General features: G+C 34.7%; 22 protein-coding genes. 11 read left to right on the top strand and 11 right to left on the bottom strand.

Annotation, left to right across the window (positions count from 1 at the left end):
- Positions 1-219: 219 nt before the first annotated feature.
- On the bottom strand, positions 220-1,617 hold the full coding sequence (fumC, locus tag VI621_RS03935) for a class II fumarate hydratase (RefSeq protein ID WP_324217093.1): 1,398 nt from the start codon (positions 1,615-1,617) through the stop codon (positions 220-222).
- Positions 1,618-1,881: 264 nt separating this feature from the next.
- On the opposite strand from fumC, the gene VI621_RS03930 reads away from it, so the two are divergent.
- Positions 1,882-2,073, top strand: coding sequence for a hypothetical protein (locus VI621_RS03930; RefSeq protein WP_324217094.1), 192 nt, complete (start codon positions 1,882-1,884; stop codon positions 2,071-2,073).
- A gap of 47 nt (positions 2,074-2,120) precedes the next feature.
- On the opposite strand, the gene VI621_RS03925 is transcribed toward VI621_RS03930, so the two are convergent.
- Together VI621_RS03925 and arsC are read right to left on the bottom strand one after the other, a co-directional pair.
- A complete protein-coding gene (locus VI621_RS03925) occupies positions 2,121-4,574 on the bottom strand; it encodes a TonB-dependent receptor domain-containing protein (RefSeq protein WP_324217072.1) in 2,454 nt (817 codons plus the stop codon).
- A gap of 97 nt (positions 4,575-4,671) precedes the next feature.
- Positions 4,672-5,013: an arsenate reductase (glutaredoxin) gene (gene arsC / locus VI621_RS03920; RefSeq protein ID WP_324217071.1), complete on the bottom strand. Its 342-nt coding sequence runs from the start codon at positions 5,011-5,013 to the stop codon at positions 4,672-4,674.
- 119 nt (positions 5,014-5,132) lie between these two features.
- Here arsC and VI621_RS03915 point away from each other — a divergent pair, with 119 nt between their 5' ends.
- The gene (locus VI621_RS03915; protein WP_324217070.1) at positions 5,133-6,065 is read left to right on the top strand and encodes a type II CAAX endopeptidase family protein; all 933 of its coding nucleotides are present in this window, start codon (positions 5,133-5,135) and stop codon (positions 6,063-6,065) included.
- Positions 6,058-7,107, top strand: coding sequence for an AMP-binding protein (locus VI621_RS03910; RefSeq protein ID WP_324217069.1), 1,050 nt, complete (start codon positions 6,058-6,060; stop codon positions 7,105-7,107). The genes VI621_RS03915 and VI621_RS03910 overlap by 8 nt, the downstream gene beginning before the upstream one ends.
- 69 nt (positions 7,108-7,176) lie before the next feature.
- Here the strand turns inward: VI621_RS03910 and VI621_RS03905 are convergent, their stop codons facing one another.
- From VI621_RS03905 to VI621_RS03895, 3 genes are all read right to left on the bottom strand, one after another.
- Complete coding sequence (locus VI621_RS03905; RefSeq protein ID WP_324217068.1) at positions 7,177-7,602, bottom strand: DoxX family protein; 426 nt, start codon at positions 7,600-7,602, stop codon at positions 7,177-7,179.
- A gap of 68 nt (positions 7,603-7,670) precedes the next feature.
- Entirely contained in the window at positions 7,671-9,287 is a 1,617-nt protein-coding gene (locus tag VI621_RS03900; protein WP_324217067.1) for a M1 family metallopeptidase, read from the bottom strand.
- Positions 9,288-9,365: 78 nt separating this feature from the next.
- Positions 9,366-10,994, bottom strand: coding sequence for an acyl-CoA carboxylase subunit beta (locus VI621_RS03895; protein WP_324217066.1), 1,629 nt, complete (start codon positions 10,992-10,994; stop codon positions 9,366-9,368).
- A gap of 209 nt (positions 10,995-11,203) precedes the next feature.
- Here VI621_RS03895 and VI621_RS03890 point away from each other — a divergent pair, with 209 nt between their 5' ends.
- Complete coding sequence (locus VI621_RS03890; RefSeq protein ID WP_324217065.1) at positions 11,204-11,848, top strand: DUF47 domain-containing protein; 645 nt, start codon at positions 11,204-11,206, stop codon at positions 11,846-11,848.
- Positions 11,849-11,878: 30 nt separating this feature from the next.
- On the top strand, positions 11,879-13,171 hold the full coding sequence (locus VI621_RS03885) for an inorganic phosphate transporter (RefSeq protein ID WP_324217064.1): 1,293 nt from the start codon (positions 11,879-11,881) through the stop codon (positions 13,169-13,171).
- Positions 13,172-13,247: 76 nt separating this feature from the next.
- Here VI621_RS03885 and lpxD read toward each other — a convergent pair whose 3' ends face one another.
- On the bottom strand, positions 13,248-14,237 hold the full coding sequence (gene lpxD / locus VI621_RS03880; RefSeq protein ID WP_324217063.1) for a UDP-3-O-(3-hydroxymyristoyl)glucosamine N-acyltransferase: 990 nt from the start codon (positions 14,235-14,237) through the stop codon (positions 13,248-13,250).
- Positions 14,238-14,554: 317 nt separating this feature from the next.
- Here lpxD and VI621_RS03875 point away from each other — a divergent pair, with 317 nt between their 5' ends.
- Together VI621_RS03875 and VI621_RS03870 are read left to right on the top strand one after the other, a co-directional pair.
- A complete protein-coding gene (locus VI621_RS03875; protein ID WP_324217062.1) occupies positions 14,555-15,307 on the top strand; it encodes a hypothetical protein in 753 nt (250 codons plus the stop codon).
- Between the two features lie 13 nt (positions 15,308-15,320).
- Complete coding sequence (locus tag VI621_RS03870) at positions 15,321-15,956, top strand: RDD family protein (RefSeq protein WP_324217061.1); 636 nt, start codon at positions 15,321-15,323, stop codon at positions 15,954-15,956.
- A gap of 162 nt (positions 15,957-16,118) precedes the next feature.
- Here VI621_RS03870 and prfB read toward each other — a convergent pair.
- Positions 16,119-17,217, bottom strand: a protein-coding gene (gene prfB / locus VI621_RS03865; RefSeq protein WP_324217060.1) for a peptide chain release factor 2 whose coding sequence is annotated in 2 segments (ribosomal slippage) — positions 16,119-17,153 and positions 17,155-17,217 — 1,098 coding nt in all. Because the reading frame shifts where the segments join, the coding sequence is not laid out codon by codon here.
- Between the two features lie 174 nt (positions 17,218-17,391).
- Between prfB and VI621_RS03860 the strand changes: the two genes are divergently transcribed.
- Positions 17,392-18,426, top strand: a complete 1,035-nt coding sequence (locus VI621_RS03860; RefSeq protein WP_324217059.1) for a GntG family PLP-dependent aldolase — start codon at positions 17,392-17,394, stop codon at positions 18,424-18,426.
- Between the two features lie 58 nt (positions 18,427-18,484).
- Here VI621_RS03860 and VI621_RS03855 read toward each other — a convergent pair whose 3' ends face one another.
- Complete coding sequence (locus tag VI621_RS03855; protein WP_324217058.1) at positions 18,485-18,805, bottom strand: YbaB/EbfC family nucleoid-associated protein; 321 nt, start codon at positions 18,803-18,805, stop codon at positions 18,485-18,487.
- A 139-nt stretch (positions 18,806-18,944) separates the two neighbouring features.
- Between VI621_RS03855 and VI621_RS03850 the strand changes: the two genes are divergently transcribed.
- Together VI621_RS03850 and VI621_RS03845 are read left to right on the top strand one after the other, a co-directional pair.
- Positions 18,945-21,005 carry a S9 family peptidase gene (locus VI621_RS03850; RefSeq protein ID WP_324217057.1) on the top strand — a complete coding sequence of 687 codons (2,061 nt, stop codon included), beginning with the start codon at positions 18,945-18,947 and terminating at the stop codon, positions 21,003-21,005.
- Positions 21,006-21,084: 79 nt separating this feature from the next.
- Positions 21,085-22,125 (top strand): cysteine synthase family protein, encoded by a 1,041-nt coding sequence (locus tag VI621_RS03845; protein ID WP_324217056.1) that lies wholly within the window; start codon positions 21,085-21,087, stop codon positions 22,123-22,125.
- A 139-nt stretch (positions 22,126-22,264) separates the two neighbouring features.
- Here the strand turns inward: VI621_RS03845 and VI621_RS03840 are convergent, their stop codons facing one another.
- On the bottom strand, positions 22,265-22,975 hold the full coding sequence (locus VI621_RS03840; protein ID WP_324217055.1) for a YebC/PmpR family DNA-binding transcriptional regulator: 711 nt from the start codon (positions 22,973-22,975) through the stop codon (positions 22,265-22,267).
- A 57-nt stretch (positions 22,976-23,032) separates the two neighbouring features.
- Positions 23,033-24,115, bottom strand: a complete 1,083-nt coding sequence (gcvT, locus tag VI621_RS03835; protein ID WP_324217054.1) for a glycine cleavage system aminomethyltransferase GcvT — start codon at positions 24,113-24,115, stop codon at positions 23,033-23,035.
- Positions 24,116-24,316: 201 nt separating this feature from the next.
- On the opposite strand from gcvT, the gene VI621_RS03830 reads away from it, so the two are divergent.
- Positions 24,317-25,165 (top strand): NAD(P)H-hydrate dehydratase, encoded by an 849-nt coding sequence (locus tag VI621_RS03830; protein ID WP_324217053.1) that lies wholly within the window; start codon positions 24,317-24,319, stop codon positions 25,163-25,165.
- The last annotated feature ends 8 nt before the right edge of the window (positions 25,166-25,173 follow it).

Raw genomic sequence — 25,173 nt, 5'->3', positions numbered from 1 at the left:
TAGAATGTGTCATCCAATTTACTAAATAATAGCTTAGCTTTTTTAACAAGTAAAAATTAAACCCTATAATATTAAATCGTAGGGTTTAATTTAGAATTGAATATTGTCTATTCAAGACCTAACAGGTTTTTAAAACCTGTTAGGTCTGCATAAATAAAAAAACCTGCAACTCAAGTTACAGGTTTTAGAATTAAAGAATCTGATACTTATCAGAATGAATTATTTTAAAGAACCGACCATTTCTTCCGGTTTTACCCAAGCATCAAAATCTTCCGCAGTAACATAACCCAAACGAACCGCTTCTTCTTTCAAAGTAGTTCCGTTTTTGTGAGCAGTTTGAGCGATTTCAGCTGATTTGTAATAGCCGATTTTGGTATTTAGTGCCGTAACCAACATCAATGAATTGTCTACTAATTCTTTGATACGTTTAAGGTTTGGTTCGATACCCTGAGCACAATGCTCGTCAAAAGACATACACGCATCTCCTAATAAACGTGCTGATTGCAAGAAGTTGGCCGCCATTAATGGTTTGAATACATTCAATTCATAATGACCCTGCATTCCACCAACTGAAATTGCTACGTCGTTACCCATTACTTGCGCGCAAACCATGGTTAATGCTTCACATTGTGTTGGATTAACTTTTCCAGGCATGATAGACGAACCTGGTTCGTTTTCCGGAATAAGGATTTCTCCAATTCCTGAACGTGGTCCGGAAGCTAACATACGTACGTCGTTTGCAATTTTATTCAATGAAACCGCTAATTGTTTTAAAGCGCCATGACTTTCTACAATGGCATCGTGAGCCGCTAAAGCTTCGAATTTATTTTCGGCAGTTATGAAGGGATGTCCTGTGAATTTTGCGATATAATCTGCTACTTTCACATCGTATCCCGGAGGTGTATTTAATCCTGTTCCTACGGCAGTTCCGCCTAAAGCGACTTCTGATAAATGTGCTAAAGTATTTTTTACTGCTTTTAAACCGTAGTTCAATTGCGCTACATATCCTGAAATTTCTTGTCCTAATGTTAACGGAGTTGCATCCATTAAGTGCGTACGGCCAATTTTTACTACGTTATTAAACTCAATTGCTTTTGCGTGAAGCGTATCTCTTAGTTTTTCAACTCCAGGAATAGTAACTTCCACGACAGCTTTGTAGGCTGCAATGTGCATTCCTGTTGGATATGTATCGTTTGAAGACTGTGATTTGTTTACGTCGTCATTGGCTTTAATGAATTGTTCGCCTTCACCAATTTTATTTCCGGCTAATACTTGGGCGCGGTTGGCCACCACTTCGTTTACGTTCATGTTACTTTGCGTTCCTGAACCGGTTTGCCAGATTACCAATGGAAATTGGTCGTCTAATTTCCCTGCTAATATTTCGTCGCAAACGGCTGCGATGGCATCGCGTTTTTCGATTGGTAAAACGCCTAAATCACAATTGGCATAAGCGGCAGCTTTCTTTAAATAGGCAAAACCTTCGATAATTTCTTTTGGCATCGATGCCGATGGACCAATTTTGAAATTGTTTCTTGAACGTTCAGTCTGTGCACCCCAGTATTTATCTGCAGGAACCTGCACTTCACCCATGGTGTCTTTTTCTATTCGGTATTCCATTTTGTTTTTTATTTGCGTGTTTACTTCGTCGGTTTGCATTAGTTTGTGTGTTTATTTGGTTATTTACTTAGTTATCTTGTGTTTACGTGTTGCCTAGCCCAGATAGAAGTGGAAATCCTTTTCTTTTTTTCTTTAAAAAAGAAAAGATTGCAACGGATAGCTGGAAATAGCTCCTGAAACTGAGCTCAAAAATACGGATAATTACTATTTTATGAAAATTGATTTGGTTTTTTATTGCTAAGAAAAAATAATAAACATACATTTGTGGCTACATTCAAAATTCCGGAAAACATGTTTGAATTTTCACAGTATTTAGGCTTTTTACTTTTCTTAACCATTCTTACAATAGGATTTTGGTTAATGTTCTTTTTGGTAGGTTTCGTTCAATATTGGATTGGCGGTGCTTTATGGGAAAGATATAAAGAACGAAAAGCAAAAAAACAACAGTCAGTTTAGTTTGATTGTTTTATAAAAAAAGGACCCGTTTTCACGAGTCCTTTTTTTTATCCTTGAAATTCGTCTCCATTTTCGGAATCTCTTTTTGGCTGTTTTTCTTTTTCATTTTTCTGTTTGTTAAAACGGTAGGTAAATGATAAAGTAAATTGTCTTTCACGCCACTGCATTTCGGAATAGGAACTTACAGTACCCGGAATATAGGTTTCCATGATTCTTTTTCTGGAATTGAATACGTCGCTGATATTAAACGAAAGAGTTCCTTTGTCTTTGAGTACATCTTTGCTAAAAGCAAGATTGGCTCCGAATGTCCCTAAACGTTTTCCTTGCGCACTGTTTTGTGGGCCATTGTAAGAGGCATTGGTTTGCCAATCGATTTTGTAGGGTAAATTTACTTTTGAGGTAACACGTGCAAACCATGAAGTTGCTGTGTTGTCAAAATTTTGTATAATTTCGTCTCCAAAGCTATCCGTATAAATAAAATCACCTTCTGTTTCAGTATGGAAAATGTTGAAATTTCCGTTTAATTTCCACCATTTGTAAGGGGAGTAATTTAGGGTAAACTCAAATCCTGCTCTGTATTCTGTTGCTAAATTAATAGGAGAGCTTAAGATTACGGGTGTTCCGTTAACAATTTCTCCTGATTCTCTTCTAACAAATTCGAAAGCATCCGTGGTTTTGTTTACATATAAAGAGGTGTTGAAAGTTAATTTACTCCAACGTTTAAGATAGCCTAAATCGATAGCATCAGTAAAAGCCGGATCTAAATCGGGATTTCCGACAAAAATATTGATGTTACTTGATAAGTTGTTAAATGGATTCAACATTCTTCCTCTTGGTCTTTGAATTCTTCGGCTGTAGCTGATGGAGGTACTGCTTTCTTCTGACAATTCATAAGTAAAAAAAGCGCTCGGAAAGAAGTTGCTGTATTTTTTATTGTTAAAATCACTTGTGGCCAATTGATTGATATCTATATTAGAATCTTCCCAACGCAATCCAAAAAGTGCAGAAAATTTGTTGATTTTTAAACCATATTGTGTGTAAAGTGCATTTACTTTCTCTTTGTATTCCAATGTGTTGGTAAAGTTATCTTGGATTACGCCGTTATTTTCTACTTGATAATCCGTTACTAATTTTGAGTAATCACCGCGGTATCCGGCTTCAAATTGGCTTCCTTTTCCAAAAGGTAAAACATAATCTATTTGAAGCAGGTTTCTGTTTTGACTTTGATTGCTGAAAGTTTTATCTAACTGTATATTAGTTGAGTTGCTTTGGGAATCAGTAATTAAGGCTGTGTTAATATCATTATTAGAAGAAAAGGAACCATCCATTGTTAGCTTATGTCCTTCTTTTTTGAATTTTTTAGTCAGATTTGTAGAGAATTCCACGTTTTGACTATTACTGTCTTCTTCGTTGATACGATTTCTGGTGTATTCGTAAACATAGTTCGCATCATAATTATCCTGAAGAACATCATCACGATTATCACCGCTGCTTTTTCTGTAATTGAATATGTTGGTCCAGGATGTAGATTTGTCTAAATACCATTCCATACCAAAGTTTCCATTGTAACTTTTGTTATATCTGTCGTTTTCTCTTTTTTCGTTTACGTAGCTTTCTGTGGAATTATCATCATTCAGATACCTTGAATCGGTCATGGCATTTCCCGGGCTATTTCGGTAATTAAACCCCTGCGTTGTAAAAAGATTAAAATTTTCAGATTTAAAATTTAAAGTTCCGCTCAAACCATGATTGTCCGGATAACCGGTTGTTGCAATGAAAGTCCCGTTTAAACCAAGATTCTTTCCTTTTTTCAAAATAATATTTAATAAACCGCCTCCACCTTCAGCATCATATCTGGCAGAAGGATTGGTTATGACTTCCACTTTTTCGATCGCGTCAGCAGGAATCAGGCGTAACGCTTCGGCTATATTTATGGCATTTGAAGGTTTTCCGTCGATAAGGACTCTTACATTTTCGTTTCCGCGAAGACTTACATTTCCTTCTACATCTACAGAAACTGATGGGATATTATCTAAAACATCGCTGACAGTTCCGCCTTTTACCATTAAATCGGTACCAACGTTGTATACTTTTTTGTCTAATTTTATTTCAACTGTAGTTTTTTCAGAACGAATAACAACTTCATTCAATTGAGCAGCATCTTCTTCTAAAGCAATTTGACCTAAATTAGTATCTTCAGTAAGTTTTTTTCCTTTTAGTTCAATTATTTTGAAAGAAATAAATTCTATTTTAATATCATAAGTACCAGAATTGATATCAATATCAAATTCCCCTTTTGCATTAGTAATTCCTCCGGCAACTGCTTTTGGGTTTTTGGGATTTAAAAAAGTGATTGTGGCATATTCAAGTGGCTGTTTGCTGATTTTTTCGACTACTGTTCCTGTAATTTTTATTTTTTTAGCCAAAGGTCTTGTTTGGGCAAAATTTAAAAATGTAGTGCACAGCAATACGAATGTAATTGCAAATTTTAATTGTTTCATATTATTGAAAGTGGGTTAGATGCTTTAAGACCGCAAAAATAAGATTTGGTTTAAGCGCCAATTCATAAAGGTTTGTTAAAACATCCGTATAATTATTCTAAATAATGGCTGCTGCTTTTTCGATTGGTCTGGCAATAACAGCTTTATCTCCATTAATGATAATAGGTCTTTCGATTAGAATCGGGTTCAAAATCATGGCTTCGATAATTTCATCATCAGACATTTCTTTTCCTTTGAAATTTTCTACCCAGATTTTTTCTTTTTGACGTACTAATTCAATAGGTTTTATTCCTAATTTTTTAATAATCACTTTTAATTCCTCAAATGAAGGAATGTCGTCAAGATATTTGATAACTTCAAATTCTTGTCCCGTTTCTTCTATAAAAGCCAAACATTCTCTTGATTTTGAACAACGCGAATTGTGATAAATTTGTATCATTAAATGAGGATTTAATTTTTTTGTAAAGTAATGGAATAAAACTTAAAAATTAAGCTAAATTAGGCGTAACAAAAGGGAAGCAATAGCTACTCATGATTCAATTAATTAAATTTTAGAAAATGTTTATAGCACAAGCGTATAAAGGAAATAATATTTGGTGGCGCGTTTTAATAACGACGTTAATTGCAACAGGAATATTCATAATGAATTTTATCATGTTCTTCATTATGTCAAAAGAACAGATGCAAGCAACTTATGATTTGATGAAAGGAATTCCTAAAAATCTGGCGTTGGTAATCAATTTGTTGCCCTTTGCATTCCTTTTGGGATTGTTGTTTGTATTGGTTTATTTTTTGCATGAAAGAAGCATTTTGTCCTTAACCACTTCCAGGAATAAAGTAGATTACAAAAGAATTTTCTTCTCTTTTGGATTAATCGTTTTATTGACAGTTGTAGGTTTTGCTGTTTCCTATTCGATGGATAATTCTGCAATTGTGTGGAATTTTCATCCACTAAAATTTACCGTGTTATTTATAATTAGTATCCTGTTATTTCCATTTCAAATTGGTTTTGAGGAATATTTATTCAGGGGTTACCTGATGCAGCAAATTGGAATTATCGCCAAAAACCGATGGTTTCCATTGATTTCCACTTCGGTTATATTTGGATTGTTTCATAGTGCCAATCCCGAAGTTGCCGAAATGGGTTTTGGAGTGATGGCATTTTATATAGGAACCGGACTATTGCTCGGTATCATGACATTAATGGACGATAGTTTGGAATTAGCTCTAGGTTTTCACTTGGGAAACAATTTAATGGCGGCACTATTAATCACTTCGGACTTTTCAGCTTTGCAAACCGATGCACTTTTTAAATATACCGGAGTTGAAAATCCGAGTGATATACTAAATGAAATGATACTTTCTATCGCTGTTACGTATCCAATCATCTTGCTTATTTTTGCCAAAAAATACAAATGGACGAATTGGAAAGAAAAGTTAACCGGAAAAGTAATGCCGATTCAAAATACCGAAATATCAGTTAATGAATAATCCAATTTATTATAATGTTCACAATCGTTTTAAATGGAATGGTTTGCATCTTAGCAAAGAAGATTTGTGTTATAATGCATCCAGTCTGATTAAAGAAGGAACCGATTTTGAAAAAGATACCGGTAACTTCCTTCTTGACTGGTTTGATGAAAAACCATTTATAGAGCTCACTACTTCCGGAACAACAGGTGCGCCAAAAAGTATCCAAATAAAGAAGCAGGCTATGGTTATTTCAGCATTGTCAACGGGAGATTTTTTTAATCTGAAAATCGGAGATAAAGCCCTACATTGTTTATCAACAAAATATATTGCCGGAAAAATGATGCTCGTTCGCGGACTTATTTTAGGTTTAGAAATGGATTTTGTGGCACCAAGTTCGAATCCTTTGTTGAATAATGTAACGGATTATGATTTTGTAGCTATGGTTCCTTTACAAGTTCAAAATTCAATATCGGAATTAAAAAAAGTTGAAAAACTTATTATTGGCGGTGCCAAAATAAATGAATCTCTTAGAATTGAACTGTCGAAATTACCAACACAAGTTTATGAAACTTACGGAATGACAGAAACAATTACCCATATTGCAGCAAAAAAAATTGGAGAGAGGGCTTTTTCAATTTTGCCTAATGTAACGATCTCCCAAGATGAAAGACAATGTCTGGTGATTGATGCGCCCAGGATTTCCAACGAAAAAGTGGTAACCAATGATTTGGTCGAGCTCGTTTCGAAAAACCAATTTGTTTTATTGGGACGAATTGACAATGTAATAAATAGTGGTGGAGTTAAGTTAATACCGGAACAAATTGAAGAGAAGCTTTCAGGAAAAATATTGACTCGGTTTTTTGTTACCGGAATTCCGGATGATGCTTTGGGTGAAAAATTAATTCTGGTTATTGAAAGTGTCAAACAAGCCTTTGATGAAACTATTTTTAAGGTTTTGAACAAATATGAAAAACCAAAAGAAATTCGATTTGTTCCGAAATTTAAAGAAACAGAAAGCGGGAAAGTAATGCGAAAAGAAACAATAAATAGCTTTTTATAATACAGTATAAACAAAAAACGCACTAATGAACGATTTGTTTATTAGTGTGTTTTTTAGTTTATTATAATTCTATTTTTCCATTTTAAAATAATAATCGGCAGAATGTTTTCCGCTGCCATAAAATAAGAAAAATATAGAAATCCCTAATGTCAATAGTGCTAAAATTAGATTTAGGGCATTCATTTCGCCAATAAAATTAATGGCAACCGCTCCAATTAAAATCGGAAGTTGTGCAATGATACACCATCTTGTCAGCAGCCCGAAAATTATCAAAAAGCCACCCATAATATGAGCAGAGGCGATATAATGGAAAACAAACATGCCGCCTAAAAAATTACTGACAGGCGTAATTACATCTTCAAATTCCCTGCTATTGGTTATAAAATAAGCTCCTTTTATAATTAAAAAAACACCAAGTGCCACTCGCAAAATATCCAATGAATAGTAGGTATGTGCATTAGCCCATTTATTCCAACCTTTTACAGAAGTATCCATAATAACTGAGTTTAAAATTAAGTCTAAGTTACTATTATTTAGCTACATATGAAAATATTTACAGAAAATTATTTTACTTCTATATAAAAATGATCTTTTAAAACTGAAATATCATTTACGGTTTTTACCTTAAAACCTGAAACTTTCCAGTCATTAGTGGGATGAAGTCTTATTTTTTTATCATTAAAAACAATATCAACCGGCATTTCAAAATTAGCTTCGGCTGTTTTCCAACGATATTCTACCTTTTTTTTATTTTTTCGAAGTTCCAAAACCGGAATGGTAGTATATCTTAAATATTGATTGAAAATAGGCGTAAGGTTCATGCCTGATGCTTTATTAAAAAAGGCAATTACCGTTTCCGTTTCAATAATTTGATGACGAAACGTGTTTGAATAATCCAATATGATTTTCCACCATTTTGCATCATCATTAATAACATGTCGCAAGGTATTTAGCATCAATGATCCTTTGTAATACATATCACCGGAACCTTCTTTGTTTACGCCATATTTCCCGATGATAGGAATGTCATTTTGAACATTATTGGCTTGGCCGTTTACGTATTTCATCGCTTTTTCATACCCATATTGGCATTCTAAGAAAACGGTTTCGGAGTAACAGGTAAAGCCTTCATGAATCCACATATCGGCAATATCTTTGGAAGTAATGCTGTTTCCAAACCATTCGTGGCCGCTTTCATGGATGATAATAAAATCAAATAATAAGCCAATTCCTGTTCCGGACAAATCTCTTCCCAGGTATCCTTTTTTGTATTTATTTCCGTAAGCCACAGCACTTTGATGCTCCATACCTAAATAAGGAGTTTCGACCAATTTGTAACCGTCATTTTTGAAAGGATATTCCCCAAACTTTGTTTGAAAGCAATCCATCATTGGTTTTACTTCTTCGAACTGGGTTTTGGCTTTTTCTAAATTTTCACGCAAAACATAATAATCCAAATCCAATCCTTTGTAGTTTTCGCCAAAACGGACATAATCGCCAATATTGATTGTAATATCATAGGTATTGATAGGGTTTTTTACTTCCCAATCCCAACGGGTATAGTCATTTTTTAAATCTTCTTTTCCAAGAAATCGTCCGTTGGAAACATTCATTAAACCATTTGGAACGGCCACTTTTATGCTTGCGCCAAAATCAGGTTCGTCCGATTGCGTATCTTTTACAGGATACCATAAACTGGCTCCGGTTCCTTGTACTGCAACGCCAATCCAGTCTTTTCCGTTTGAATCTTTTTTCCAGACAAAACCACCATCCCAAGGTGCATTTTTGGCAACCAAAGGTTTTCCGGAATAATAAAAACGAATTTTTTGTTCCGAATTTTTTAAAAGCGAAGTTTCAAAATTGATAAAAACAGCATTGAATTCTCTTTTATAAGAAAGTTTTTTTGAATTGAAAACAATGCTGTCAATTTGCATGTTTTCGAATAAATCCAGTTGAATTTTATTAGTGTTTTCGACAGTTTTAAATGTAATTTCGTTGTACCCAACAATCGATTTTATATCAGGATTGATTTTGATATTTAAATCATAACGCAATACATCAAAACAGGTTCTTTCCGGTCGTAAACCGCCGTGAAGACTGTCTTTTCTAGTGGAGGTTTCTTGTGCTGAAAGTTGTTGGATTCCTAAAAGAAGAATGGAAGAAAGGATTATATTTTTCATATTGTATTTAAAATAAAAAAATCTACTACGTAAATATAAGTAGTAGATTTTTGATATTGTTACATTTTATGTTTAAAATTAAACCTGAATCACACCCAGATTAAATTTCTTTTCAATAGGTGAGTGGTTTGCGGCTTCAATTCCCATAGAAATCCAGGTTCTGGTATCTAAAGGATCAATAATGGCATCAGTCCAAAGTCGTGATGCTGCATAATATGGAGAAACCTGGTCGTCGTAACGCGCTTTTATTTTATCGAATAACTCTTTTTCTTTGGCTTCATCTACTATTTCTCCTTTTCCTTTTAGCGAAGAAGCTTCAATTTGTGCCAATACTTTTGCGGCTTGTGTTCCGCCCATAACGGCTAATTCTGCACTTGGCCAGGCAAAAATTAGTCTTGGATCGAAAGCTTTACCACACATGGCGTAATTTCCTGCACCGTATGAATTTCCTACGATTACAGTAAATTTTGGAACTACAGAATTACTTACGGCATTTACCATTTTGGCTCCGTCTTTTATAATTCCGCCATGTTCAGATTTACTTCCGACCATGAAACCAGTTACATCCTGAACAAAAACCAACGGAATTTTCTTTTGGTTGCAATTCGCAATAAAACGAGTGGCTTTATCAGCGGAATCAGAATAAATAACACCGCCAAACTGCATTTCGCCGTTTTTGGTTTTGACTACTTTTCGTTGATTGGCAACAATTCCAACAGCCCAGCCATCTATTCTGGCGTAACCGGTAATTAAGGATTGACCGTAACCGTCTTTATAGGCTTCAAATTCAGAATTATCAACCAGACGATTGATGATTTCCATCATGTCATATTGTTCATTTCTGGCTTTTGGAAGAATTCCGTAAATATCATTTTCGTCTAAAGTTGGTTTCTCGGCTTTAATTCGGTTGTAACCCGCTTTATCAAAATCACCAATTTTGTCGACTATATTTTTTATTTTATCTAAAGCGTCTTTATCATCTTTGGCTTTATAATCCGTAACACCTGAAATTTCGCAATGTGTTGTAGCACCGCCAAGTGTTTCATTATCTATGTTTTCACCAATGGCCGCTTTTACCAAATAACTTCCTGCCAAGAAAATACTTCCGGTTTTATCTACAATTAAAGCTTCGTCACTCATGATTGGAAGATAGGCACCACCAGCCACACAGCTTCCCATAACGGCAGCAATTTGAGTAATTCCCATGCTGCTCATGATGGCATTGTTTCTGAATATACGACCAAAGTGTTCTTTATCAGGGAATATTTCGTCTTGTAACGGCAAATAAACACCGGCACTGTCAACTAAATAGATAATTGGTAATTTATTTTCCATCGCGATTTCCTGTGCGCGCAAATTCTTTTTAGCTGTGATAGGAAACCAGGCACCAGCTTTTACTGTGGCATCATTGGCAACAACAATACATTGCTTACCTTTTACATAACCCATTTTTACAACAACACCGCCGGATGGGCAACCACCATGTTCTTCATACATTCCTTTTCCAACAAAAGCTCCGATTTCGATGCTTTTAGCATTGGCGTCAAGCAAATAATCAATACGTTCACGAGCGGTCATTTTGCCTTCGGCATGTAGTTTTGCGATGCGTTTTTCTCCGCCACCGAGTTTTACTTTGGCAAATTTATGCTTTAAATCAGAGAGTAACAGTTTGTTGTGATCTTCGTTTTTGTTGAAGTTTAAGTCCATATGATGTGGTTGTGTGTATTTATCTTTTGATTATGTAAACGATAATTTTAGGTGCGCTAAATTACAAAAACGATTCAAATAAAAAAGTAATGTAAATTTGTAATAATTTAAATTGATAAGAAACCAATTTCCTAACCTCTAGTTTACATTAATTTAACATTGGCTTAACATTTAAACAATACATTTGCACCCATTAAATAACATAAACTATGTCACTAAACAATATTTTCCAATTTTTGGTTCCGAAAGATAGAAAGTTCTTTCCTTTATTCGAACAAGCTTCATCAAATTTGATTTTGCTGGCTCAAACATTACATGAAGCAGTTAATGCTCCTAAAAGTGAAAGAGAAGAATATTACAAAAAAATCGAGGAGCTAGAAGCTAATATTGAGGAGATTACCCATAAAACCAATCTTGAATTAAGCAGAAATTTCATCACTCCTTTTGACAGAGAAGACATTCATTCCTTGATTACTTCAATTGACAATGTAGCCGGTAACCTTCATGGAGCAGCAAGCAGAATGAGACTTTACCATGTAGATAAAATTACGAAATCTATCAGGAAACTGACAGAAATTAATCTTGAAGCTTGTCAAAATATTGATATTGCTGTAAGAGAATTAAGAAATTTTAAAAACATCAAGAATATTACTGATGCTTGTGTAAGGATTAATAAATTGGAAAATAAATCGGATAATGTTTATGATAAAGCAGTAGCTGAGTTATTTGAAAATGAAACTGACGCAAAAAATATCATCAAATACAAAGAAGTATTGTCTGTTTTAGAATCGGCAACGGATAAATGTAAAAGTGCTGCAAGTATTTTGGAGGCTATTTCCGTAAAACATTCTTAAAACAATCAGTTTCATTCTGAAATCATATTTATGGAATTTACTCTACTTATAGTTATTATAGTACTGGCTTTAATTTTTGATTACATCAATGGTTTTCATGATGCTGCCAATGCTATTGCTACCGTTGTTGCCACAAAAGTATTGTCTCCTTTTCAAGCTGTACTTTGGGCTGCCTTTTTCAACTTTTTAGCCTATTGGGTTTTCGGTTTTGGGGTTGCAGATACCGTAGCAAAAACAGCAAATACAATGGATATTAATCTGGTGGTTATTCTCGCCGGAGTTATAGCAGCCATTTGTTGGAATTTATTAACGTGGTGGTATGGAATTCCATCGAGTTCTTCCCATACTTTAATTGGAGGTTTTGCGGGTGCTGCGATTGCACATGCTGGTTTTGATGTAGTGAACTGGTATACAGCAGGAAAAGATGGAGGAATGCCTTCCGGGGTTTTTATTATCATTTCTTTTATTGTTTTGGCTCCATTATTAGGTGCTTTGGTTTCTTATTTTATTTCGATTTGGCTTTTAAATGCTTCCAAAAAAAGTATTTACCCAAAAATATTTACATTGGCTCTAATGGCTGTAACTATTTGGTTTGTAATGAGCCAGATGCATTATTATGACGACATAATAAAGAAAGGACATCCTCGTTTCGAATCTCATTTTTGGAGTGTTGCATTTGAAGCACACAATTTAAAATGGTTTTTGGTTGCTTTCATTATATTATCAATAAGCTCGTTCTGTTTGTTTTTTAGCAGTTTAAACCAAAATCAATCTGCTTTTTGGTTGCGAAAAATGCAATTGTTGTCTTCTGCCTCTTTTAGTTTAGGACACGGTGGAAATGATTCACAAAAAGTTATGGGTATTATTGCCGCAGCCGTAGCAGTTTATATTCATACCAGTGGGGTTGCGCAAGAAAGTTTACCAGATTGGCTGGATGTTGTGCTTCCAAAAGAAGACGGTTCATTTAAAATGCCAGGTTGGATTCCATTAGCCTGTTATTCTGCTATTGCATTGGGAACACTTAGTGGTGGTTGGAAAATTGTAAAAACCATGGGTTCAAAAATCACAAAAGTAACTTCATTTGAGGGTGTTGCAGCAGAAACTGCTGGAGCATTGACATTATATTTTACAGAACATTTAAAAATTCCTGTGAGTACTACACATACCATTACAGGATCAATTATTGGAGTTGGTTTGACAAAACGTATTTCTGCAGTGCGCTGGGGTGTAACGGTAAGTTTGATGTGGGCATGGGTTTTAACGATTCCCGTTTCAGCTATTTTAGCCGCATTGGTTTACTATTTCCTTAGTTTATTCTTATAATAGTTTAGTTATAATTCATAAAAAAACCATTCGTCGAGGCGAATGGTTTTTTGTTTTAAAGCTATTTTTTAATGTATTAATTCTTAGCCAATCGTTTTAAAATCGCCCATTGTTTCAAAGCATCTCTGGCATCTACTGCGGGATAACCTAATACCGTTTTTCCTGCGGGTACATCTGCTGCTACTCCTGAACCAGCACCAACCATCGCTCCGTCTCCAATGGTGATATGGTCTTTTATAGAAGCGCTTCCGCCAATAATAACTCCATTTCCTAAAGTTACTGAGCCGGCTAATCCGCTATGTCCTGCCATGATACAGAATTTACCCAGTTTGCTGTTATGGCCAATCTGTACTAAATTGTCAATCTTACAACCATCACCTAAAACAGTTGAGCTGAATTTGCCTCTGTCAACACAGGAATTGGCACCAATTTCAACACCATTTCCTAAAACTACATTTCCAATTTGTGGCACTTTTACCAAACCCCTTTCCGGATCAGGTCGAAATCCGAAACCATCAGCACCAATAGTCGAGTTAGGATGTAAAATACAATCCATACCAATATGACAACGTTCCCGAACTACAGCTCCGGACCAGATTACCGTATTTTTTCCTATCGTACATTCATCAAGAATCGTGACATTTGGATAAAGGGTAACATTTTCGCCAAGCTGAACATTTGGACCTACATAACTGCCGGCTCCAATTCTGGTCCCGTTTCCAATTGTGGCCGTTTTATCAACAACCGCTGTCGGATGGATGTCGGTATCAAATAATGGAGTAGGTGGAGCAAAAAGTTCCAATACCTGAGACATGGCCAAATCTGCATTTTTCACTTTTATGAAAGCCCTGTTTTCGCCTGGTTCAATCGAAATATCTTCGTTAACTATGGCCGCACAGGCTTTTGATGTTTCCCATAATTTCTCGTATTTTTTACTTCCGATAAAAGAAATTTCAGTGTCTTTTGCCATTTCCAGTTGCTCTGGAGCGGTTATACTTTGTGTAGTATTTCCCACGATGACACCTTTTAGGATATCGTTTATTTGCTGGATGGAATAGGTTTTCATTAATTGTAGATTAGTTTGTGTTATTTTTCTCAAATTAAACACATTGTTACTTAAATTCCAAATGGATTAACTTCTTAAAAACAAACGCCTTCATTTATAATGAAATAAAATTTTGGGTAAAGTTATAATTGATTGACAAGGGTAGCCAGAAAACAAACAATTGTGATTAGGATTTGAATATTAAACTTCTATATTTGTAGGAAATAAAACCCGATTTTGCAGCGTGAGTTATTTTATTTAGTGTTGAAATGGAGATGATTTCAAGGAAATATTTTCATATAACAAATTATAATAAATTTTAACCCAAAAAAAGTAACATGAAAATTGAAAGGATAATAATTTTATTGCTTTTGGTATCCTCTTTTGGTTTTTCACAAAATGCTGAATATTTATTCAAAGAAAAATACTTTAAACTAGGTCTTGAATTTGGTAGTAATTTAATGTTCACAGAAAATACAAGTAATCCAAATTTATATGAGTGGGTCCCTTTTCAAACATTAAATTTTGGTTTAGTTTATAACTTCTATCAAAAAAACAATCTTAATATAAAAATTGCTGCAATTTATTCCTCTTTTAATTTAAAAGAACAAAAATTTTATAAACTTAATAATGGTAACGTAATAAGTATAGAAACTGCAAGCGGTCCGTATTCGTTGTTGATTTTTCCTTTAGAAACGGAATATTATTTTAAATTAACAGATAAAACTTATTTCTCATTGAATTCAGGAATTGAATTTTCTTTTAATCCATACGGTAGAGACGAAGGATATTCCTTAAGTGGTTTTTCATCTGAGGGGTATAGTAGTCAAACAAGTGTTGTTGAGTATTCAAGAGAATTTCCAATATATTTTGGTTTAAATCTGGGTCTCTCTTTAAATTTGGCTACTAAACCAATGTTATTAAAATTTAATGCTAAATCTCATTATCAATTTGAAAATTATATTTACGAGGGTATTGCAACAACTAATATTAATGGTGATACTTCAATTTCAAAACACAATGTGACAGGAAATTATATAGGCATTGGACTAACAATTATTCCGAATAAAAATATATTTAAACAGAAATAAAACAAAATAAAAAATGGAAAACATACAAATGCCACTACAAATTGAAGGAATTAATGATAACATTTATGCAGGATTCGGTTCGCGATTTGCTTCACTAATTTTAGATTTTTTAATTGTGATACCAGTGGTTATTTTAATTTTATATCTAAACGGTCTTAGTGTAAATGCGTTTTTTTACACACTAATTCCTAACTTATTATTTGGATTATGGTTTCAAATTTACCTTCCAAAAAAATATGGCGGAACGCCCGGAAAATTAATTATGGGAATAAAAATAATACAGATAAATGGTAAACCAATAGATTGGAAAGAAGCTTTTTTGAGACATTCGGTTTTATTGGTTTTAACTTTATTTAGCAGTATTTTGATGGTTGTTTGCTTGTTAAAAGCGGATGAAACAGTTTATAATGATTTAGGTTGGATTCAACGTTCACAATATTTAATGTCTTTGTCTCCAATATTTTTTCTAATTTATACTTGGGCAAGTAATATATGGATATATAGTGAATTCATTGTTTTACTGACAAATCCAAGAAAAAGAGCTGTTCACGATTATATTGCCGGAACAGTCATTGTGAAACAGATTTACATAGACAGAATAAATGAGATTATGTATCCAAACGAATTGTCAGATAATAACATCAACTAGTTTATTAAAATAACTTTCAGCTAGCATCTTTTTCACAAGATTTCTGGATTTAGAAAAGTTGTGAATGCTCATGCTAACAAAACGGTTTAGAATCATTTTATAAAATAAAAAACTCCAGAAATCTCTGGAGTTTTTTAATATTTATAATTTAATTATAGAATATTATTCCTCGTTCTTTTGTCCCATCATCATTAAAAAGGCTTTCAGGAATTCGTCGATTTCTCCATTCATCACGCCATCGACATCGCTGGTTTCATAACCAGTGCGGACATCTTTAACTAACTTATAGGGTTGCATCACGTAATTTCTAATTTGTGAACCCCATTCTATTTTCATTTTCCCGGCTTCGATATCTGCGCGTTGTGCCTGTTTCTTTTTTAACTCAATTTCGTATAATTGAGATCGTAACATTTGCATTGCACGTTGTCTGTTATCTTGTTGCGAACGTGTTTCTGAACATTGTATTTGAATTCCGGTTGGTTTATGAAACAATTGTACTTTGGTTTCCACTTTATTTACATTTTGTCCTCCTGCACCGCTGGATCGCGAAGTTGTAATTTCGATATCGGCAGGATTAATATCAATTTCGATACTATCATCTACAAGCGGATAAACATAAACGGAAGCAAATGAAGTGTGACGCTTGGCATTGCTGTCAAAAGGAGAAATACGCACCAATCGATGCACGCCGTTTTCGCCTTTTAGATAACCGAAAGAATAATCGCCTTCAAACTCAAGGGTTACGGTTTTTATACCAGCTGCTTCTCCTTTTTGGAAATTCAGTTCCTTAATTTTATACCCGGATTTTTCGCCCCACATCATATACATACGCATCAGCATTTCGGCCCAATCGCAACTTTCGGTTCCACCGGCTCCGGCTGTAATTTGTACTACGGCACTCAAACTGTCGCCCTCATCGGACAACATGTTTTTGAATTCGATAGCCTCGATATGATGGGCTGTTTTAGCGTATTGCTCGTCTAATTCTTCTGCTGAAAGTTCCCCTTCTTTATAAAACTCGTAAGCCAATTGCAATTCGTCAGTCATTTCGACTGCTTTATTGTAATCTTCTACCCATTTTTTCTTGGAACGAAGGTTTTTGACATAGATTTCGGCTTCTTTGGGATTGTTCCAAAAATCGGGTGCTAACGTTTTTTCTTCTTCGTTGGTAATTTCAATTAATTTGGCATCAACGTCAAAGATACCTCCTCAACGCACCAAGGCGCTCTACAATACCTTTTATTTGTTCGGTAGTTGTCATAAATTATGTAATTTTGCAGTCAATTTTTATCGTAGCACCAGTTTTTAGCCCTGATAGCAGCGGTATCCTTTTTCTGGCTTCTTTAGCCAGGAAAAGATAAAGCGGATAGCAGGAATAGCTTCGAATAAAAATTCACCAATATTTGACACAAAAATAAGACATCCTTTTGATATTATGGAAATAAATTTAGTTAGTGATACCGTTACGAAACCAACGCCCGAAATGTTGCGTTTTATGTTTCAGGCCGAAGTAGGGGACGATGTGTATAAACAAGATCCAACGGTTATTGAACTCGAAGCCAGAGTGGCCGCAATGTTCGGGATGGAAGCAGGGCTTTTTTTTCCTTCGGGAACGATGGCCAACCAGACCGCCATTAAACTTCACACGCAACCCGGAGATCAATTAATCGCCGATAAATGGGCGCATGTTTATAATTATGAAGGTGGAGGCGCTTCTTTTAACAGCGGGGTTTCCTGTTGTTTATTGGACGGAAATCGCGGAATGATTACCGCAGAGCAAGTGGCAGGAGCGATTAATCCGCCGGAATTTTATCATAGTCCGCTGACGAGTTTGGTTTGTGTAGAAAACACGACCAATAAAGGCGGTGGCGCTTGTTATGATTTTGAGGAATTTAAAAAAATCAGACAGGTTTGCGATCATCATAATTTGAAATTCCATTTGGATGGTGCCCGAATTTGGAATGCTTTGGTAGCTACCAATGATGATCCTGCGGCGTATGGAAAAGTATTTCATACCATTTCGGTTTGTTTATCCAAAGGTTTGGGTGCTCCGATTGGTTCTGTTTTACTATCGGACAAAGCTACGATTAACAGGGCTTTGAGAATCAGAAAGATTCTTGGAGGCGGCATGCGTCAGGTAGGTTATTTGGCTGCGGCAGGACTTTATGCTTTGGACCATAATATCGAAAGATTAGCGGAAGACCACAGACGTGCCAAAGAATTAGGAGCCGTTCTTGCAAAACTAAACTGGATTGAGAAAGTAGAACCGGTGGAAACCAATATTTTGATTTTTTCGGTAAAAAAAGGTTTAAATGAGCATTTGCTTATTGAAAAACTCAAAGAAAGAAACATTCATATCAGTTCTATGGGGCAGGGCAAACTAAGAATTGTGACCCATTTGGATTATAGAGAAGTGATGCATAGTTATGTTTTGGATACTTTGGAAAGAATTGTTGTCAAAACGAATTAAGCCAATAATGAAAAACCCTTTCAGAATTTTAAAAGCTGAAAGGGTTTTTATAAAATTTTTATTTGAACATGTCTTCCATTCCCGGAATACTTGGCAAATCTACTTTTGTAACCGCATCCAATTCTGCCTGATTTACAGCGGTAGCTTTTTCGATGGCTTTGTTCATCACTAAAATCAAATAATCTTCCAATTGGTCTTTGTCTTCCAATAAAGTATCGTCAATGGTGATTGATTTAATTTTGTTGTTAGCCGTCACCGTTACTTTTAATAAACTGTCACTGCTTTGTTCGTCTATTAAAACGGTATCTAATCTTTTTTTAGTTTCCTCTATTTTTTGTTGGGTCTCTCTTAGTTTACCCATCATTCCCATTAAATCCATGATCTGTATTTTTAATTATTGAAGTACAAATTTAAGGAATTACAGTTGTAAAAACTAGTAAGAAATATATTAAAAAGCAGTCATTTTGGTTTTCATTGTCTTATTTTTGTATATTCATTATCTAAAGATTAGTCCAAAAATGACAGAAAATATACAACCGCCAGTTGCTAAAACAATACTTAAAGAATTAGAGAAATTCGGTCATACGAGAATCGACAATTACTTTTGGCTGAATGATAGAGAAAATCCGGAAGTGATTGATTATCTGAATAAAGAGAATGACTATTATAAAAAAATGACTGCCCATACTAAAGATTTGCAAGCAGCATTATTTGAAGAAATGAAGAGCAGAATTAAGGAAGATGACGAATCCGTTCCTTACTTATATAATGGTTATTACTACAACACTCGTTTTGAAACCGGAAAAGATTATCCTATTTATTCCCGTAAAAAAGGAAGCCTTACTGCAAAAGAAGAAATATTATTCAATTGTAATGATTTGTCCAAAGGGCATTCTTTTTTTCAATTGGGAGGCATGAGTATTAGTCCGGATAATAAATTTGCCACTTTCTCGATAGATACGATTGGAAGAAGAATTTATACGCTAAAAGTTAAGAACTTAGAAACGGATGCTATTTTAGATGATATCATCGAAAATGTCACCGGCACTGCAGTTTGGGCTAATGATAATAAAACTATTTTTTACTCTACTCAAGATGCCGTTACGTTGCGTTCGGATAAAATTTTCAAACACCAATTGGGTTCAAATCCAACAGCCGATGTTTTGGTTTATTTTGAAAAAGACGAAACCTTTAATGTTGAAATTGCGAAATCTAAATCCAGAAAATATTTGGCAATAGAGTCGGGAAGTACGCTGACCACTGAATATAGAATACTTGAAGCTGATAATCCGGATGGGAAATTCAGAATTTTCCAAAAAAGGGTTCGAGGATTAGAATACAGCATTAATCATTACGGTGACAGTTTTTATATTATGACCAATAAGGACAAAGCCGAGAATTTTAAATTGATGAAAACGCTTGAAACAGCAACATCAAAAGAGAATTGGGTAGAAATTATTGCGCACAGAGAAGATGTTTTGTTGGAAGATATCGAAATTTTCAAAGATTTTCTGGTTGTTGAAGAACGTTCCAATGGTTTGAATAAAATTAGAATTATGCCCTGGAGTGGAAGAGGAGAATATTATTTGCCTTTTGAAAGTGAAACCTATACCGCCAGCACGGGAGCTAATGTAGATTTTGAGACCGATATTTTACGTTACAGCTACCAATCGATGACGACCCCTTCTTCTGTTATCGATTTCAATATGAGAACTAAAGAGAAAGAAATCAAAAAAGAGCAACAGGTTCTTGGAGGCAAATTTGACAAAAATAATTATACCGAAGAACGTGTTTGGGCAACGGCAGCCGATGGAACCAAAATTCCGATTTCTATGGTGTATAGAAAAGGATTAAAGAAAGACGGTAGCAATCCCTTGCTTCAATATGCTTATGGATCGTATGGCTATTCTATGGACGCCACTTTTTCTTCCACACGATTGAGTTTATTGGATAGAGGATTTATTTTTGCCATTGCCCATATTCGTGGCGGCGAAGATTTAGGAAGAAATTGGTATGAGCATGGAAAATTATTAAAAAAGAAAAACACCTTCACCGATTTTATTGATTGTTCCAAATTTTTAATTGCGGAGAAATACACATCACCGGAACATTTATATGCCGAAGGCGGTTCTGCAGGGGGATTATTAATGGGAGCTGTTGTAAATATGGCGCCTGAATTATACCATGGAATAATTGCCCAAGTTGCTTTTGTAGATGTTGTAACGACGATGTTAGACGATACAATACCATTAACGACTGGAGAATATGACGAATGGGGAAATCCAAATGTTAAAAAATATTATGAATATATGAAATCGTATTCGCCTTACGACAATGTGAAATCACAAGATTATCCTAATATGTATGTGTCAACAGGTCTACATGATTCTCAGGTACAGTACTGGGAACCAGCTAAATGGGTAGCTAAATTGCGTACTTTGAAAACCGATAATAATCTTTTATTACTGGATACGAACATGGATGCAGGACACGGTGGAGCTTCCGGAAGGTTTGAAGCACTGAAAGAATTAGCTAAGGAATTTAGTTTTTTGTTAGATTTAGAAGGAATTAAAAAGTAATTAAAAAAATTTTACTTAAATTTGCCCGTATTTGAGGTTAATAAATATTAAAATTTTTACCTTGATTAACTATTTTTTTATGAAAGAAGAAATAAAAGCCTATAATAATGTCTTGGAATTAATAGGGAATACACCACTTATTAAGCTCAATAAGGTTACCGAAAATTTAGTAGGTAATTTTTATGCAAAGGTTGAAGCCTTTAATCCCGGACATTCCACTAAAGATAGAATTGCATTATTCATAATCGAAGAAGCAGAAAAAAGAGGGATACTTACTCCCGGCGACACCATTATTGAAACAACATCTGGTAACACAGGTTTTAGTTTAGCAATGGTTAGCATTATCAAAGGATATAACTGCATTTTGGCAGTTAGTTCAAAATCATCAAAAGACAAAATTGATATGCTTCGCAGTCTTGGCGCAAAAGTTTATGTTTGCCCGGCTCACGTATCTGCTGATGATGAACGTTCCTACTATAATGTTGCCAAACGTTTGCATGAAGAAACCAAAGGTTCAGTTTATATAAATCAATATTTCAATGATTTAAATATTGAAGCTCATTATAAATCAACTGGTCCGGAAATTTGGGAACAAACGTCAGGTAAAATTACACATCTTATATGCTGTAGTGGAACAGGAGGAACCATTTCTGGAACTGCTAAGTATTTGAAAGAGCAAAATCCAAATATTAGAATTCTTGGTGTTGATGCTTTTGGTTCGGTATTAAAAAAATACCATGAAACCAAAGAATTCGATAATGATGAGATTTATCCATACCGAATCGAAGGATTAGGAAAAAATCTGATCCCAACCGCTACAGATTTTGATTTAATAGACAAATTCATCAAAGTTACTGATGAGGAAAGTGCTCACGCCACAAGAGAAATTGCTAAACGAGAAGGTTTATTTGTAGGGTATACTTCAGGAGCAGTTTTACAAGCCATCAAACAATATGCTGAAGAAGGAGAATTTGACAAAAACAGTAATGTAATTGCGATTTTTCCAGATCATGGTTCACGTTATATGAGTAAAGTATTTAGTGATGACTGGATGAATGAACAAGGTTTCTTTGATAGCATCAACGAAGAAGAAGCTCAAAAAATTGAATTTATAAAATAGATTGTTCTATTTTTGAGATATAAAAAAACTCCAGATATTCTGGAGTTTTTTGTTTTTTATGATTTTGTCATTGCGACGAAGGAGGAATCTCTCCATTGTAGGAATGACAAGTTATATTGGAGCAAAAGAATATTGTAATTTATTCTTCCATGGTATGATACACGTTCATTACGTCATCATCTTCTTCTATTTTTTCAATTAATTTCTCCACATCAGCCATTTCCGCTTCAGTCAGTTTTTTGGTAATTTGAGGAATTCTTTCAAAACCGGAAGAAAGGATTTCCAAACCTCGGTGTTCTAATTCTTTTTGAATGGTTCCAAAACTTCCAAAAGGGGCATAGATTAAAATTCCATCTTCATCTTCAAAAACTTCTTCTGCACCAAAATCGATTAATTCCAATTCTAATTCTTCGGGATCAATATTTCCTCTTGGAATTCTGAAATTACAAGTATGGTCAAACATAAATTCAACCGAACCTTGTGTTCCCATAGTTCCGTTACATTTATTAAAATAACTTCTAACATTGGCAACAGTTCTGTTGTTATTGTCGGTAGCCGTTTCGACAAGAATCGCAATTCCGTGTGGCGCGTAGCCTTCAAACAAAACTTCTTTATAGTTTGCCGTATCTTTATCAGTCGCTTTCTTAATCGCACGTTCTACGTTTTCTTTTGGCATATTCGCTGCCTTGGAATTCTGAATAACGGCTCTTAATCTGGAATTCGCTTCTGGATTTGGACCACCTTCCTTAACGGCCATTACAATATCTTTACCAATTCTGGTAAAGGCTTTGGCCATTGCCGACCAACGTTTCATTTTTCTACCTTTTCGGAACTCAAATGCTCTTCCCATTTCTAATTTTTTTTAACGGTGTAAAAATATAATTATTTTACTTTTTTTCAAATACTATTATTTCTTGTAAAATGGTAATTTTACTACTTTCGCAGGAACATCATTTTTTCTGATTCTGATGAAAATTTCACTATCAACAGTCGATAAATCTGTTGGAACATAACCTAAACCAATTCCTTTATTCATGGATGGCGACATTGTTCCTGAAGTTACAATTCCGATAACGTTTCCGTCCTTGTCAACGATTTCATAATCGTGACGAGGAACTGCACGTTCTTGCATTTCGAAAGCCACTAATTTTTTAGAAACTCCTTCTTCTTTTTGTTTTTTCAGGTTAGCTGAATTAGTAAATTCTTTGTCAAATTTCGTAATCCAACCCAAACCAGCTTCTAATGGCGAAGTAGTATCGTTAATGTCATTTCCGTATAAACAGAAGCCCATTTCTAAACGCAAAGTATCACGCGCGGCTAAACCAATTGGCTTAATTCCGAAAGAAGCACCTGCTTCAAATATTTTGTTCCAAATTAATTCGGCATCTTCATTTTTGAAATAAATCTCAAATCCTCCAGAACCAGTATATCCGGTAGCCGAAACAGTAACGTCTTTCACACCGGCAAAATCACCAATTTGAAAAGAGTAATAAGGCATATTGATTAAGTCAATTGAAGTCAATGATTGCATGGCTTCTGCTGCTTTTGGTCCTTGGATGGCCAATAAAGAATAAGCATCCGAACGATTTTCCATTTCTACACCCAAATCATTGTGAGATGAAATCCAATTCCAGTCTTTTTCGATGTTAGAAGCATTCACCACCAACATATAATTATTGTCAGCTATTTTATAAACGATTAAATCGTCCACAATTCCACCGTCATTATTTGGTAAACAAGAATATTGTGCCTTTCCGTCTACTAATTTAGAAGCATCATTTGAGGTAACTTTTTGGATTAAAGCCAAAGCATTTTCACCTTTCAAAAAGAATTCCCCCATGTGAGAAACATCAAAAACACCTACACCATTACGAACCGTTTCGTGCTCAATGTTTACTCCTTCATATAAAACAGGCATATTGTAGCCTGCAAACGGAACCATTTTTGCTCCTAAACTTTCGTGAACGTGCGTTAATGCTGTATTTTTCATTTTGTGTTGTATATAAATTTGAAGTCGCTAATATATTGATTTTTTACGGAGTGGCAAAGAGACAAAGAGGCTAAATTCTCTCGTTTATAAGGTATATGCAATGAATTTATATTTTCAATTTCTCTTTTAAATTATTGCTTTTTCAATTCTATTGTTATCTCAATAATTCGTAAATTTAGAGTTGACAAAAAAATAATTCTTATGAGTAATCATTGCCAGATTGACAAACACGAAATCATAAAAAGATACAAACCTATTGATAAGTATACACACAAAGGAATTCAGGGGCATGCGCTTATTATTGGCGGGAGTTATGGAAAAATCGGATCGGTGGTGTTGGCTTCAAAAGCATGCTTGAAATCCGGTTGCGGTTTAGTGACGGCTTTTATTCCCAAATGTGGCTATGAAATTGTGCAAATTTCAGTTCCTGAAGTGATGGTCATTACAGATGATTTTTTGGAACATATTACAGACATAAATTTTGATTTAAAATTACAAGCCATAGGAATTGGAATAGGAATGGGGCAGCATCCGGATACCCAACATGCCTTTTTTAATTTTTTAAAAATGAATGATTTACCATTAGTTATAGATGCTGATGCGCTAAATATTCTTTCTCAAAATAAAGAATGGTTATCAATATTGCCTAAAAAAACAATTCTTACACCACATTTAAAAGAATTAGAAAGATTGATTGGTAATTGGGATTCGGAGGTGGAAAAATTTGAAAAAGTAAAAGAATTATCTATTGAACATAATCTGGTTATAGTTATAAAAGGAGCGCCAACACTTATTATTGATGGTGCAACTGTTTATGAAAATACTACAGGAAATCAGGCTTTGGCAACAGCCGGAAGCGGAGATGTTTTGACAGGAATTATTACGAGTCTTGTCGCACAATCCTATGAACCGATTGATGCGGCGATATTGGGCGTTTACTTACACGGATTAACCGCCGATATTGCTTTCCCCGAAATGAGTTATCAATCCTTTATTGCTTCGGATATTATTGCGACTTTAGGAGAAGCGTATTTGCATATTATTGCATAAAAAAGCCC

It is taken from the genome of Flavobacterium sp., assembly GCF_035292545.1.
Classification (GTDB): Bacteria; Bacteroidota; Bacteroidia; order Flavobacteriales; family Flavobacteriaceae; genus Flavobacterium.
This window is presented reverse-complemented; position numbering and strand designations above follow the sequence as displayed.

Bases quoted from the DNA above. Each gene is read 5' to 3' on its own strand.
- VI621_RS03885 (WP_324217064.1), top strand. From the start codon at position 11,879: ATGGAATTTACTCTACTTATAGTTATTATAGTACTGGCTTTAATTTTT.
- VI621_RS03895 (WP_324217066.1), bottom strand. From the start codon at position 10,994: ATGGACTTAAACTTCAACAAAAACGAAGATCACAACAAACTGTTACTC.
- VI621_RS03830 (WP_324217053.1), top strand. From the start codon at position 24,317: ATGAGTAATCATTGCCAGATTGACAAACACGAAATCATAAAAAGATAC.
- fumC (WP_324217093.1), bottom strand. From the start codon at position 1,617: ATGGAATACCGAATAGAAAAAGACACCATGGGTGAAGTGCAGGTTCCT.
- VI621_RS03840 (WP_324217055.1), bottom strand. From the start codon at position 22,975: ATGGGAAGAGCATTTGAGTTCCGAAAAGGTAGAAAAATGAAACGTTGG.
- VI621_RS03905 (WP_324217068.1), bottom strand. From the start codon at position 7,602: ATGGATACTTCTGTAAAAGGTTGGAATAAATGGGCTAATGCACATACC.
- VI621_RS03870 (WP_324217061.1), top strand. From the start codon at position 15,321: ATGGAAAACATACAAATGCCACTACAAATTGAAGGAATTAATGATAAC.
- arsC (WP_324217071.1), bottom strand. From the start codon at position 5,013: ATGATACAAATTTATCACAATTCGCGTTGTTCAAAATCAAGAGAATGT.
- lpxD (WP_324217063.1), bottom strand. From the start codon at position 14,237: ATGAAAACCTATTCCATCCAGCAAATAAACGATATCCTAAAAGGTGTC.
- VI621_RS03855 (WP_324217058.1), bottom strand. From the start codon at position 18,805: ATGGATTTAATGGGAATGATGGGTAAACTAAGAGAGACCCAACAAAAA.
- VI621_RS03915 (WP_324217070.1), top strand. From the start codon at position 5,133: ATGTTTATAGCACAAGCGTATAAAGGAAATAATATTTGGTGGCGCGTT.
- VI621_RS03860 (WP_324217059.1), top strand. From the start codon at position 17,392: ATGGAAATAAATTTAGTTAGTGATACCGTTACGAAACCAACGCCCGAA.
- VI621_RS03890 (WP_324217065.1), top strand. From the start codon at position 11,204: ATGTCACTAAACAATATTTTCCAATTTTTGGTTCCGAAAGATAGAAAG.
- VI621_RS03900 (WP_324217067.1), bottom strand. From the start codon at position 9,287: ATGAAAAATATAATCCTTTCTTCCATTCTTCTTTTAGGAATCCAACAA.
- VI621_RS03875 (WP_324217062.1), top strand. From the start codon at position 14,555: ATGAAAATTGAAAGGATAATAATTTTATTGCTTTTGGTATCCTCTTTT.
- gcvT (WP_324217054.1), bottom strand. From the start codon at position 24,115: ATGAAAAATACAGCATTAACGCACGTTCACGAAAGTTTAGGAGCAAAA.
- VI621_RS03925 (WP_324217072.1), bottom strand. From the start codon at position 4,574: ATGAAACAATTAAAATTTGCAATTACATTCGTATTGCTGTGCACTACA.
- VI621_RS03845 (WP_324217056.1), top strand. From the start codon at position 21,085: ATGAAAGAAGAAATAAAAGCCTATAATAATGTCTTGGAATTAATAGGG.
- VI621_RS03910 (WP_324217069.1), top strand. From the start codon at position 6,058: ATGAATAATCCAATTTATTATAATGTTCACAATCGTTTTAAATGGAAT.
- VI621_RS03850 (WP_324217057.1), top strand. From the start codon at position 18,945: ATGACAGAAAATATACAACCGCCAGTTGCTAAAACAATACTTAAAGAA.